The organism is Amycolatopsis sp. NPDC104863 (assembly GCF_055582965.1).
The window spans coordinates 1,001,035-1,013,227 of record NZ_JBVJOW010000002.1 but is presented as its reverse complement, the minus strand read 5'-3'; the positions used below and the strand labels follow the sequence as shown (position 1 = coordinate 1,013,227).

14 protein-coding genes are annotated in these 12,193 nt (G+C 69.9%); 11 read left to right on the top strand and 3 right to left on the bottom strand.

All coding sequences use genetic code 11. From position 1 onward, the window contains the following. Positions 1-85 precede the first annotated feature (85 nt). Positions 86-556 carry a GtrA family protein gene (locus ACZ63J_RS14575; RefSeq protein WP_465314027.1) on the top strand — a complete coding sequence of 157 codons (471 nt, stop codon included), beginning with the start codon at positions 86-88 and terminating at the stop codon, positions 554-556. Positions 557-564: 8 nt separating this feature from the next. Then, positions 565-2,484, top strand: coding sequence for a glycosyltransferase (locus ACZ63J_RS14570; protein WP_465400889.1), 1,920 nt, complete (start codon positions 565-567; stop codon positions 2,482-2,484). Positions 2,485-2,592: 108 nt separating this feature from the next. On the opposite strand, the gene ACZ63J_RS14565 is transcribed toward ACZ63J_RS14570, so the two are convergent. Continuing rightward, on the bottom strand, positions 2,593-2,838 hold the full coding sequence (locus ACZ63J_RS14565) for a hypothetical protein (RefSeq protein WP_465400888.1): 246 nt from the start codon (positions 2,836-2,838) through the stop codon (positions 2,593-2,595). A gap of 130 nt (positions 2,839-2,968) precedes the next feature. Here ACZ63J_RS14565 and ACZ63J_RS14560 point away from each other — a divergent pair, with 130 nt between their 5' ends. From ACZ63J_RS14560 to ACZ63J_RS14520, 9 genes are all read left to right on the top strand, one after another. After that, entirely contained in the window at positions 2,969-3,730 is a 762-nt protein-coding gene (locus tag ACZ63J_RS14560) for an ESX secretion-associated protein EspG (protein WP_465341641.1), read from the top strand. Between the two features lie 124 nt (positions 3,731-3,854). Next, the gene (locus ACZ63J_RS14555) at positions 3,855-4,283 is read left to right on the top strand and encodes a hypothetical protein (protein WP_465400887.1); all 429 of its coding nucleotides are present in this window, start codon (positions 3,855-3,857) and stop codon (positions 4,281-4,283) included. A 4-nt stretch (positions 4,284-4,287) separates the two neighbouring features. Beyond that, the gene (locus tag ACZ63J_RS14550) at positions 4,288-4,866 is read left to right on the top strand and encodes a DUF3558 domain-containing protein (protein ID WP_465400886.1); all 579 of its coding nucleotides are present in this window, start codon (positions 4,288-4,290) and stop codon (positions 4,864-4,866) included. 10 nt (positions 4,867-4,876) lie between these two features. Beyond that, the gene (locus tag ACZ63J_RS14545; protein ID WP_465400884.1) at positions 4,877-6,361 is read left to right on the top strand and encodes a hypothetical protein; all 1,485 of its coding nucleotides are present in this window, start codon (positions 4,877-4,879) and stop codon (positions 6,359-6,361) included. A gap of 103 nt (positions 6,362-6,464) precedes the next feature. After that, positions 6,465-6,965 (top strand): YbaB/EbfC family nucleoid-associated protein, encoded by a 501-nt coding sequence (locus ACZ63J_RS14540; protein WP_465400883.1) that lies wholly within the window; start codon positions 6,465-6,467, stop codon positions 6,963-6,965. A 13-nt stretch (positions 6,966-6,978) separates the two neighbouring features. Beyond that, a complete protein-coding gene (locus tag ACZ63J_RS14535) occupies positions 6,979-7,797 on the top strand; it encodes a WXG100 family type VII secretion target (protein ID WP_465341633.1) in 819 nt (272 codons plus the stop codon). Position 7,798: 1 nt separating this feature from the next. After that, positions 7,799-9,112, top strand: coding sequence for a hypothetical protein (locus ACZ63J_RS14530; protein ID WP_465400882.1), 1,314 nt, complete (start codon positions 7,799-7,801; stop codon positions 9,110-9,112). Further along, entirely contained in the window at positions 9,105-9,518 is a 414-nt protein-coding gene (locus ACZ63J_RS14525) for a hypothetical protein (RefSeq protein ID WP_465314037.1), read from the top strand. The genes ACZ63J_RS14530 and ACZ63J_RS14525 overlap by 8 nt, the downstream gene beginning before the upstream one ends. Beyond that, positions 9,508-10,476: a hypothetical protein gene (locus tag ACZ63J_RS14520; RefSeq protein WP_465400881.1), complete on the top strand. Its 969-nt coding sequence runs from the start codon at positions 9,508-9,510 to the stop codon at positions 10,474-10,476. Before ACZ63J_RS14525 ends, ACZ63J_RS14520 begins: the two co-directional genes overlap by 11 nt. Here the strand turns inward: ACZ63J_RS14520 and glfT1 are convergent. Together glfT1 and wzt are read right to left on the bottom strand one after the other, a co-directional pair. Beyond that, entirely contained in the window at positions 10,470-11,378 is a 909-nt protein-coding gene (gene glfT1, locus ACZ63J_RS14515) for a galactofuranosyltransferase GlfT1 (RefSeq protein WP_465400880.1), read from the bottom strand. The genes ACZ63J_RS14520 and glfT1 overlap by 7 nt on opposite strands. Continuing rightward, entirely contained in the window at positions 11,378-12,193 is an 816-nt protein-coding gene (wzt, locus tag ACZ63J_RS14510; RefSeq protein WP_465341627.1) for a galactan export ABC transporter ATP-binding subunit Wzt/RfbE, read from the bottom strand. Before wzt ends, glfT1 begins: the two co-directional genes overlap by 1 nt.

Here is a 12,193-nt window from a genome sequence, read left to right as displayed (position 1 = left end):
CCCTGAAGTGCTCGCTTCTACACTTTGCGCATCAAGGCACAAGCGCCCGCGCGGGTGACCATGACTCAGGCAACGAGGTAATGCAGTGGTGGCGACCGATCCGCAAGCCGACATCGCAGCTGGCCAGCAGCCCTCCATCGGACTGCTCGGGCAGCTCATTCGCTTCGCCCTGATCGGCGGCTTCTGCGCCCTGGTCGACCTGGGCACGTACACGCTGCTGACCCAGGTGGCCGGGATGGCCACTTCACCGTGGGTCGACGTCGCCCGCGCTATCAGTTTCATCGTGGGCACCACCACGGCGTTCTTCCTGAACCGGAAGTTCACCTTCTCCGGCGGGCGCCGGGACGGGAAGGCGCAGATCGGCTCGTTCGTCCTGCTCTACACCGTGACGTTCTTCGTCGCGGTCGGGGTGAACCAGCTGATGCTGCAGGTGCTGCCGGAGTCCGCGTGGCAGCACACGCTGTGCTGGGCCGTGTCGCAGGCGACTGCCACGGTGATCAATTTCGTGATGCTCAAGTGGGTCGTCTTCCGCGAGCCGTCGACTGAGGAGAACTGAGGAACTCAATGCCCGGTAAAACAGCCACCCCGGCGCCGACCACCACAGCCGGCGCGGCCGCCGAGACGCGGTTCACCGAGCACACTCCGCAGGGCCGCCTGACGGCGCAGCGCGGGCTCTACGCCGGCCCCGCCCCGATCGTCAGCAAGGACCTCTACGCCGAGCTCGAGTGGGGTTCGGCCGTGCGGGAACGTGCGGCGATCACCCTCGAGCCCGCCTCCAAGGTGTCGGGCAACACGTACTTCGGCCGGTTCCCGGCCAGCTACTGGCAGCGCTGGACGACCGTCACCGAGGTCTCGGTCGAGGCCGTCGTGACCGGCACCGGCCTGCTGTCGATGGGCGCGTCCGACGTCGAGGGCGAGCCCCGCGTGGTGGCCGCCGAGCAGGTCACCGACGCCAAGCAGGTCAAGGTGGCGCTGACCGGCAACCTGGACAAGTTCTACGACGGTGGCGCGCTCTGGCTCGACCTCGAGACCGAGGGCGGCCAGACGCTGCGCGTCGAGCAGGTCCGCTGGACGGTCGAGGCGCCGGAGACGATCCGCCCGACCGCCGTGACGATCTGCACGATGAACCGCGCCGACGACTGCCTGAAGAACCTGCAGGCCCTCGCCGCGGACGTCTCGTCGCTGGAGACCCTGGACGCGATCTACGTCGCCGACCAGGGCACCGACCTCGTCGAGTCCCGCGACGGCTTCGAGCAGGTCGCCAAGGACCTCGCTGACAAGCTGCACTACATCAAGCAGCCCAACCTCGGCGGCGCCGGCGGCTTCACCCGCGGCCTGTACGAGGTGGCCGGCCACACCGCCACCGAGCACGCGAACGTCCTGTTCATGGACGACGACGTCCTGCTCGAGCCGGACCTGGTGATCCGGATGACGGCGTTCTCCAACCGCGCCGCCAACCCGATCATCGTCGGCGGGCAGATGCTGAACCTGTTCCACCCGAACCAGCTGCACGTCGGCGCCGAGTACGCCCGGCTCAACACGCTCGAGCCCGGCCAGCCGGTCGAGCACTCGCTCACCACGGCCGACCTGCTCGGCGTGGACGAGGAGACGCTGAAGCCGAACCGCCAGGAGCGCCGTCTCGACGCCGGCTACAACGGCTGGTGGTCCTGCCTGATCCCCTACGAGGTCGTGCAGGCGACCGGCTACCCGATGCCGTTCTTCTTCCAGTGGGACGACGCGGAGTACTCCTACCGCGCCCGCGCGCACGGCTTCCCGACCGTCACCCTGCCGGGTGCGGGCGTGTGGCACGCGGACTTCCACATGAAGGACTGGGACGAGTGGCACCGGTACTTCAACCTGCGCAACTCGATCATCACCGCCGCGCTGCACTCGCCGTTCAACCTGAACCTGCTTTCGCGGGTGCTGCTGGCCCAGCTGGTCCGCTACCTGCTCGGCATGCAGTACGGCCTGTCGGCCACGCTGATCAAGGCCGTCGAGGACTTCCTCGAGGGCCCGGAGGTCCTGCGTGACGGCGGTGTCGAGGCGATGAAGGAGATCCGCCGCATCCGTGACGAGTACCCGGAGACCAAGCGCCACAAGGCGACCGAGGTCCCGGGCATCGCGTCCAACGACATCGGCATCATCAACAGCGCGCCGCGGCCCAGCATGCAGCGCCTGGTGCTGATCAAGCGGGTCCTCGACCGGGTCCTCGGCCGCAGCCGCTTCGGGCTCGGCGCGGTGCCGATCGACGAGGCGAACTGGTGGCACATCGCCCTGTTCGACAAGGCGGTCGTCACCGACGCGAACCAGGAAGGCGTCCGCGTCCGCGCCTACGACAAGGTCAAGATGTTCGACCTGGCCAAGCGCGGCGCGAAGGTCGTCCAGCGGCTGCGCAAGGAAGGCGCGGCGGTGCAGGAGCAGTACAAGCGCGCCATGCCGGAGCTGACCTCGCGCGAGAACTGGAAGCGCCTGTACAAGCTCTGAGTCAGGTGCCCGGAGCCTCTTCGACCTGCTGGCCGAAGAAGGTTCCGCACCGGCTGCGGGAGCGGACCTCCCGCAGCCGGTGGCCCTCCTGCTGGCCCGCGCCGTGCGTCAGGCGTGCAGCCCGAAGACCCGGCTCTTCCGGTTCAGGTCGTCGATGTACGCGGCCGCCACGTGGGCGAAGTTGATCGCGACCACCGAGTCGTCCTTGGTGGTCACCGTTTCGACCGCGCCGGTCTTCACGAACTGGGCGAGCTTGCCCGCCACGTTTCCGGACTCTTCGGTCGTCAGCGCGAACAGCAGCGGTTCGCCGCCGGCGGCGAGGTGCAGCACGAGTGCGGGTTTCGAGTCAGCCATGCCTCCATCGCAGCAGTGGCGATCTTGCGACGGCAAGCGAGTTCGCTGTGGGCGCAGCATCCGGCTGCGGGCCGGGCGGGCCGTGGACTACCGTTTTGGCCAGGCCAAGCACCCGCGGGGGGAAGACAAGATGCCGCACTCGTTCTCGCTGTCGCTGGCGGCGGTGGACATCCTGCTCGAACAGCTCGGGCTGGGCCGCGCGCCGACGCCGTTCGAGGTTCCGCACGTCGGCACGACGGTCGAGCAGCGGGCGATGATCCGCGACGCCGTCGTCCGCGACCTGACCGGCCGGGGCCTGTGGAGCCGCGGCCGCCTCGACCCGGACGCCGAGCTGGCCCTCGCCACCTTCGTCCGGGGCAGCGTGGTGATCAACGCGGCTGCCGAGCTGGGCGACCGGCACCTGTTCGCCCGCGTCGCGACCGACGGCCAGTTCGGGGTGCTCGCCCGCCAGGACGAGAACCTGATCGTCTTCGAGGAGGTCCGCCCGACCGGCATCGTGCCGGCGATCGTCGACCTGCTCCCGCTGACCCCCGCCGCGCCCGGCCAGTCCGTCACCATCTCGCGCCCGGCGGCCCAGCCGCGCCAGCGCCGCGACGACGTGTACGACCCCTTCGCCGGCGTCAGCGGCCCGCGCTCGCAGAGCAGCAGCGGCGGCCCGCAGCTCCGGATGATCGAGCGCGTCTTCCAGGAGCCGAAGAAGCGCGTCGGGCAGTTCACGGCCCAGACCCGCGGCGGCACGTTCCCGCCCCTGGCCTGGTTCGACACCCCGTCCGGCCGCTGGCTGATGTCCTCCCGCGCAGCCGCCGACGGCCAGCGCTGGATCACCTACGCCCCGGCCGACAACGCGCGCCTCGCCCAGCAGCTGTACGCGCAGCTCGAAGGTCAGTTCTGAGGGAACCGCACGTCGGGCCGCTGCGTCCCAGGTGAAGATCGGTGAACGGCCGTCGCGCAGGGTGCCCGGCTAGTAGACTCCCGGGTGCACACGCACGGGTGAAGTGATTCGGGGTGGAACGGCGATGTTGATAGCTGACGGCGGGGGCGGCGGGTCCTTCGCGGACGTCATGAACCTCGGTGCCATCCAGGGCGTTACGGCAGAGACCCAGAAGCTGGTCGACGCTGCCAAGGGCGGCGGTTTCAAGATCACCCCCGAAGGTGTGAAGCCGATCCGGGACGCCCTGACCGCGCTGATCACCGACCTCGGGAGCCTGCAGTACCAGAGCTCCATGCTCGACCAGGCTCCGCAACTCGGTGCCCACCCGTACGGAGAGACTGTCGCGAAGCACGATCAAAAGAGTGCTTCGGAGTCCGAAGGTTCGGCGACCGCGGTCCTGGAGCAGCTCAGGCAAGTTGCGAAACAGGCTGACGAAGCGTTGGCCCGGGCCGCGGGCCTCTACAAGGAAACCGAGAGCCAGGCTTTCTCCGCGCTCCAGACCAAGCAGGCCTGAGGTAATGACCCCACTTCTCGTTCGCGTTCTTCTTCCGCTGGTTATCGGCGGAGCACTCCTGGCCGGGTGTACCAGCACCCAGGAGGGAACGGCGTCGCCCGCGCAGTCGCCGTCGGCTGGTGAACCCAGCTCACCGCAGACCTCTTCGACGTCTTCGGGCGGGAGTGGAACCCAGTCGATCACGGACCCCTGCTCGCTTCTCGAGATGAGTGATCTCAGCAGCTACGGTGAGTTCCTGGAGCCGCGCAAGCAGACGCTCAGCGGCGCCCGGTCTTGCAGGTACCAGCAGAAGATCGCCTCGGCCAGTGATGACCAGAAGGTGATCGGCGTCAACATCCGCGACACCGCGTCGGTCGAGCAGACCAACGACACCGGTGGTGGAGTGGTGGACCGCGACATCAACGGCCGGAAGGCGAAAGAGGCACCGGGCGGCGCCGCGGTCGCAGGCTGCACGCTCGCCCTGCCGGTGGGCGATTCTTCGAGGGTGGACGTGGCGGTGCTCGGCGCTGCCTCGGCGGACGAGGCCTGCCAGGTCGCCGAGGCGGTCGCGAAGGCCGTGGAACCGCGGCTGCCGAAGGGATAGGGGAACCCAGATGACGACGCAGAAGCAGCCGCCGCCGGTCAAGACGCCGGCTGAAGTCGCGGACATGGCTCCGGCCGACCGGGACGCCTACCTCCAGGCGAAGGCCGAGGCGGGCGTCGACCGGAACGACCCGTTGTTCGGGTGGGTCCAGCAGTTCATCGCCCAGGCGCAGGCCAAGAACCAGTCCCAGGAGGTCGGCGACAAGAACGTCGCCGATGCCACCAAGGGCCGCGACGTCGAGTACGTCCAGGGTCTGAACCCGTCGAGCGCGGACTACAAGGGCAGCGACCACGCGCAGCTCAAGGGCTACCTGGACAGCAACCTGGACGTCAACCAGGTCTCCGAGCTTTCGACCGCGTACCACGACGTGCACAAGGTCTTCGACAACTTCGCCACGTCGATGAACACCGCCGTCAACGCTTCGAAGGGCACTTGGGAAGGCGCCGCGGCGACCAACGCCCAGCAGTACTTCACGACTCTCGGCAAGTGGTCCGACGCCAACTCGCAGAACGCGAAGCTGGCCTCGGAGACCATCTACGACCAGGGGCAGGCCGCGGCGACGGCGAAGAACGCCATGCCCGCGCCGATCCCGTTCAGCTGGACCGAAGAGTTCAAGAACATCGCGACATCGAACCCGTTCAGCATGCCGGACAACGTCGAAAAGGCCATTCAGAAGCAGAAGGACAGCCAGGCGGCGCACGACGAGGCCGCGGGGGTCATGTCGACCTACGACAAGAACCTCTACGAGGCCGCGTCGAAGCAGCCGGCCTTCGCGCCGCCGCCCAGCTTCAGCACCGGTGGCGGCAGCGATGACCCCGGCGGTGGGGACAAGAACGGCATCGACAACCACGTCGGCAGCATCAACCCGCCGGGCGGCAACCCGGTGAACACGCCGAGCGGGACGCCCAACAACTTCACCACCGGCAACATCCCCGGCCCGAACGTCACGCCGCACATCAGCGGCCCCGGCTCGACCACGGGCACCGGGATCGTGCCGGCCGGCACCACCACGCCGTCCGGCTTCACGCCGGGCTCGATCCCTAGTGGGTCGACGCCGAACCCGAACCAGTCGTTCGGGGGCATGCCGCCGATGAGCCCGATGCCGATGGGTGGCATGAACATGGGCGGCGACGAGGCCTACAACTCCAAGGTCGGCGGCGGCGGGGGCGGCGGTGGCCGCGGCAGCGGCTTCGGGCCCGGCGGCTCGGGCGCCGGTGGCAGCGCGACGGGCGCGGGCGCCGCGTCGGGCGCGGCCCGGCCGGGCGGCATCGGCGCGGCCGAAGCGGCCGCGGGCCGCGGGATGGGCGGTCTCGGCGCCGGGGGCGCGGCCGGCGGCCGGGGCAGCGGCATGGGTGGTGGCGGCCTGGGCCGCGGCCAGAAGGGCGAGGGTGACGAGGACACGGAGCACTCGCGGCCGACGTACCTGGTCGAGGGTGACCCCGACGAGGTCTTCGGCACCGACCTGCGCACGGCTCCGCCGGTCATCGGCGAATAACGGACAAAAGCGAAACGGCCCCGGGAAACCGGGGCCGTTTCGCGTTTGGGCTGGTCGCGGAACCAGTAGCCTTCGCTGCGCGTCGGAGATCGCGGAGGCGAGGATGACACCTGAGGAATGGCTGGCGGGCTTCGAAACGAAGATCGCCGACGTCCGGGAGAAGGCGGAGCAGTTCCGCGCCGGGCTCGAGGCCGCCGGGACGACCGTGGCTTCGCCCGACGGCACGATCCGCGTCGGCGTCGCCCCCAACGGCTCGCTCACCGAGCTGCGGCTGACCGACTCGGCGCTGGCCGGCAAGTCCGGCGCCCAGCTCGCCGAGGAGATCCTCAAGCTCGCGCGCAAGGCCCAGCGCGGGGCCGCGGTGAACGTCGCCGCCGCGTTCGAGCCGCTCGGGGGTGACTCCGAGGCGATGCACATGGTCACCGGGTTCGTGCCGCCGGAGGAGCCCGAGGAGCCGGCCGCGCCCGAGGTGTACCAGGAGCGCCGGCTGTGGCAGCACGACGAGCCGGAAACCCCGCCGCCGCCACCGGTCCGCCGTCCGCCTCGACCGGCGCGCGACGACGAGGACGACTTCGGGGACAACACGTTCATGCGCCGGGACTGAGGGGACTCCGACTGTGACCACCGCGACTTCGGGCGCCGGCATCGCCGACACCTACGCCGGGCTCGTCGACTCGATCAAGGCCGACTCCGAATCCGAGGGGGAACGGGTCCTCGAGGTGTCGATCAGCGCGGCCGGCGCGGTCGTCGACACCGTCGGCGCCGCGATCGACCCGCTCGGCGCCGTCCTCAACGCCGGCGTCGGCTGGCTGCTCGAGCACATCAGCTTCCTGCGCGAGCCGCTCGACGTGCTGCTCGGCAACCCGGACGAGATCAACACGAACGTCGACCAGCTGAAGTCCGCCGCGGCCGAGATGCACACGCTCGCCCAGGAGCACCGGGACGACCTGCGCAGCGTCGCCGAGTGGACCGGCCAGGCCGCCGACGCCTACCGCGACAGCCTGTCGAAGATGGCCGAGGAGCTGGAGTCGCTCGGCAAGACGCTCGACGGGACCGCGGCCGTCGCGGGCATCTCGGGCATGCTCGTCTGCACGCTGCGCGGCATCGTCTTCGGCCTGATCTCGTCGGTGATCGCCGAGCTGATCCGCGACGCGCTGATCGCGGCGGCCTCGGCCGTGTGCACCTTCGGCGGCTCGATCGCGGCGTTCTGCGGGGTCGCGTCGGCCCGTGCCGCGGCGACGGCGTCGAAGATCGCGGGCAAGATCAGCAAGCTCCTCGAGGGCTTCGCGCGGCAGGGCGGCCGGCTGGCCAAGCTGATGGAAGCGATGGAGAAGCTGACCAAGGGCCTCGACCGGTTCTCGACGGTCGGCGGCCTCGCGATGGGCGCGTACCAGGCCGCGAAGCCGTACGACACGCAGCAGCCGGCGGAGGCCTGACATGGTGACGCACCACACGGACGTCACGCCGACGCACCACACGAGCACGCCCCACCACACGGACGCCACTCCGGCGCCGCACGAAACGCCGCGCGAGACCCCGCGCGAGCCGCGGCCGGCCCGGGAGCCCGAGCCCGCGGCCCCCGGTGGCGGGTACGGGGTGCGGACCGAGGCGCTCGGCACCATGACGGGCAACCTCGAAAACACCCGGGCGAAGGTCGAAGGGGTCGGGCAGACCGTCGCGGCGGCGAAGTTCAGCGACGGGTCGCTGGGCCTCGTCGGGAGCGGCGCCGCGGGCGACCTCAACGGCACGGTGACGGCGGCCGAAGAGCACGTCACACGGGCCGCCAAGGCGGTGCAGGACGCGGGGGATCGCACGAAGGCCGTCAAGGAGCACTACGAGACGGGCGAAGCGAACGCCGCCGAGACGATCACGGCGGCGGGCAAGCCGGTCGACGCACCTCCGGCGAAGACAGCGGGCGGCGCCGACAACCCGCCACCCCCGGGCTCGAACCCGCCCCCACCGCCGTCCGACGGCGGCGGTGGCGGGATGCGCAACAACCAGGGCCACCACGCGACGGACGACGAGCTGCGCGGTCAGTACACCCGCGACTCGATGCAGACCCGCCCGACCTCGACGGACAACCAGATCCGCGACGCGGCGAGCCGGCTGGGCTACGACCCGGACCGCCACCTGGCGATGACCCTGCAACCGACGGCGAACCTGACTCCCGCGCAGCGGGCGGAGATCGTCGCGGTCCGGGACGAGCTGCACGCGAACCCGGGCGAGATCATGACGAAGGTCGTGAAGCCCGACGTTGGCGAAGACACCTTGGCGAACGCGCCGGCCACACCGACCTTCGATCCGGCCAAGGTCGGTGGCTCGGTTGCGCGCGGGAGCGACACCTCTCAGTACGGGACGCCGCAGGAGTTCCGCGACAAGCTCGCCCTCGACGACAAGGGCGCGGGCTGGACCCCGATCAAGGCAGGTGCCGGCGAGGCGTATCAACTGCGGTTCCCCGCTCTGGGCGACGCCAAGGCGATGGAGATCAGCTACGGCGGCACGGATCCGGGGTCCGCACACGACATGCAGGTGGCGTCCGGTCAAGCGAACCCCCGCGAGTGGCAGCCGCCGTTCCTGGGGACCGGGTACACCGGAGGCGGTGTGCCCGAGTGGCTGCACCGGCCGCTGGGCTACGCGGGTCGTGGTGAGATGTGGCTCGTGCGGGCCGACGGAACCGAAGTGCTCGCCGGGGTCTACCTGGAGAAGAGGGGTTGGTTCGACGTGCGCGGCCGAGGAGGTTCCGATGTCTGAGACCTACGCCGTTTACCAAGGCACGAGGTACGAGGCCTCCGGCCGGCCGCCGGGCCGGGTGGCGCTCTACGACGGAGATGTCCTGGTCGCCGAGGTGCCGATCGAGGAACTCGACGAGTGGTACACGGTTCGCACCTGGGGCACTTTCCTCGAGCACGAGTTCGAGGTGGCGGGTGAGCGCGACGGCCGCTATTCCCTCTTCATGATGGCCGGCGACGGCAAGTGGGCGGAACGGGTCTGGGCCGAGCCGGAGCGCCACCCCGAGGTGGAGTTCCAGCGGATGGATCGGATGACCTTCGTCGCGGTGGCTCCGAAGCACATGGTCAGCGACATCCGCGAAGAACGCATCGATAGCCTGGGCCCGTGGCGGAAACAGCAGGAAGAGCGTGAATCCCGTGAGTCCTGACGCGCCGGCCGGTCTCCTCGGCAGCACTGTCGTCCAGCTCCCGGTCAAGCCCGGGCTCGCCGGGCTCTACCTCGGCAACGTCCTCGTCCCCGGCCGGTTCGAACCGCACCGGGTCCAGGGCTTCGCCGGGCGCGCCGAGGACGTCGCCGAGCTGGACACCGCCGCCATGATCCGGAACTACGGCCTCGCGAAGATCCCCGGCTGGGGCCCGCTCGACGAGCTGTACCTGCTCCGCTTCACCGCCGGCCACACCTTCCCGTTCCGCACCTCCTACGGCTCCACGGACCGTGAGATCGCCGCCGAGCTGGGGATGTCCCGCGTGTACCCGCCGCCGTTCCTCGGCACCGGGTACTTCCCCGGGGTGGACCACCCGCTGCCGGAGTTCGTGCTGCACCTGGTCGAACTTCCCGTCGGCGCCGAGCTCTGGGTGCGTCGCGCCGACAACACCGACGAGCGGCTCGGGCAGTACCACAGCCGGAAGGTGGGCTGGATCCCCGACCGGAAGGACGCCTTCGGCGAAGCCGCGTTCTTCCCGCCGCCCGTTGCCCTTCCGCCGCTCGTGCGCCGCGGTTACACCGCCCGGTACCGCGGTGGCGACTTCGACGCCGAGTTCGCCGGTCCGGGACGGCTCGTCCTGCACCCGCTGCCGGGCGCCCCGGCTCCCGGCGACTTCGGGGAGACCTACGGGTTCCGGATGAAGGCCGTCGACCAGGTCGAGCTCGACGAGCTCACCTTCGTGCGGACGCTGTGCCGGTGGCGCGGTGGGACCTTCGAGATCCTCGGCCGGTCACGGGACGCCGCCGACCTGCACCTGGTCGACGAGGACTACCTGCTCGCGCGCGACCTCGGACTGTCCGAAGTGGACTACCGGGTGTGGCGGCGGACCGTGCCCGCGGCCGAGCTCACCGACGTCCGGACCGAAGCCGTGCCGGTGCCGCTCGAAGGGCAGTTTCAGTAGCGGTAGAACTTCTCCGCGCGGCCCTGGCGCACCAGCTTCAGCCACTGCAGGAACGCCTTCGGGTCGCGCTTCACGCCCACGAAGTACAGTCCGAAGCGGACGACCTCCAGCGCGCCGATCTTCCGCATCCCGGGCTGGGACAACAGGTAGCCGCGGTTGCGGTAGGTGTAGTAGCGCTTGACCTCGTTCTCCGGGTCCTGCGCGTGGAACTTGCCGCCCAGCATCGGCTTGAACTCGTCGGAGCCGTCCGGGTGCAGGTACTTCGTCTTCAGCGACGTGCCGAACGGCAGACCCGAGCGGGCCAGCCGCCGGTGCAGCTCGACCTCGTCGCCGCGGAAGAACAGGCGCAGGTCCGGCACGCCGACGACGTCCAAAGTGGACGCGCGGAAGAGCGCGCCGTTCATCAGGGAAGCGATGCCGGGCAGGAAGTCGACGCCCAGCTCGGACTGCGACCGCTTCCAGGTCAGGCCGCGGCGCAGCGGGAACGCCAGCTTGTCCGGGGCGTCGATGTTGGACACCACCGGTGAGATCTCCGCCAGGTTCCGCTTCTCCGCCTCGGCCAGCAGGATCTCGAGCACGTTCTCGTCGGCCGGGCGGCCGTCGTCGTCGGCCAGCCAGACCCAGTCCGCGCCCATCGACAGCGCGTGCAGCATGCCCAGCGCGAACCCGCCGGCGCCACCGAGGTTCCGGTGCGACGGCAGGTACGTGACCGGCAGCGGGTAGTTCTCGACGACCTCGCGGGCCGAGTCGTCCGGCCCGTTGTCCACCACGACGAGGTGGTCGACCGGCCGGGTCTGGGCCGCGATGACCTTCAGCGAGTCCGCGAGCAGCTCGCGCCGGTGCCGCGTGACGACCACGCCGACGACCGCGCCGTCGGGCAGCTGCCGGGTCTCGCTGGTCATCATTCCCCGCCGTTCGTCGTCGCCACCGGCTCGATGCCCAGGCGCTGCAGCGTTTCCGTGCTCATGTCCGCGAACGGGTCGCGGCCCTTGTACCCGGTGAGGACGTCCCGCAGCGAGCCGTGTTGCTTGAGGTGCCCCTCGTCCATCCAAATGGCCGAGTCGCACAGCTCGAACAGGAACTCGTCCGAGTGGCTCGCGAACACCAGGATGCCCGAGCGCTTCACCAGGTCCTTGAGCCGGTCGCGCGCCTTGTTGAGGAACGCCGCGTCGACCGCGCCGATGCCCTCGTCCAGGATCAGGATCTCCGGGTCGATCGAGGTGACGACGCCGAGCGCCAGCCGCACCCGCATGCCCGTGGAGTACGTCCGCAGCGGCATCTGCAGGTAGTCGCCGAGCTCGGTGAACTCGGCGATGTCGTCGACCCGCTTCTCCATCTCCTTGGCCGTCATCCCGAGGAAGAGGCCGCGGATGATGATGTTCTCTTCCCCGGAGATCTCCGGGTCCATGCCGATGCCGAGGTCGAAGACCGGCGCGATCTTGCCGGTGATCCGCGACGAGCCGCGGGTGGGCTCGTAGATCCCGGCGAGCAGCCGCAGCAGCGTGGACTTGCCGGCGCCGTTGTGGCCGACCAGGCCGACGCGGTCGCCCTCGCGGAGGTTGAGGGTCACGTCGTGCAGGGCCTCGATGATCGGCACCTTGGTGTCGGTGCCGATCTTGCCGCCGACCTTGCCGAGGACGCGCTTCTTCATCGACCGCGTCTTCGCGTCGAAGATCGGGAAGTCGACGAACGCGTTGTGGACGTCAATGGAGACCAT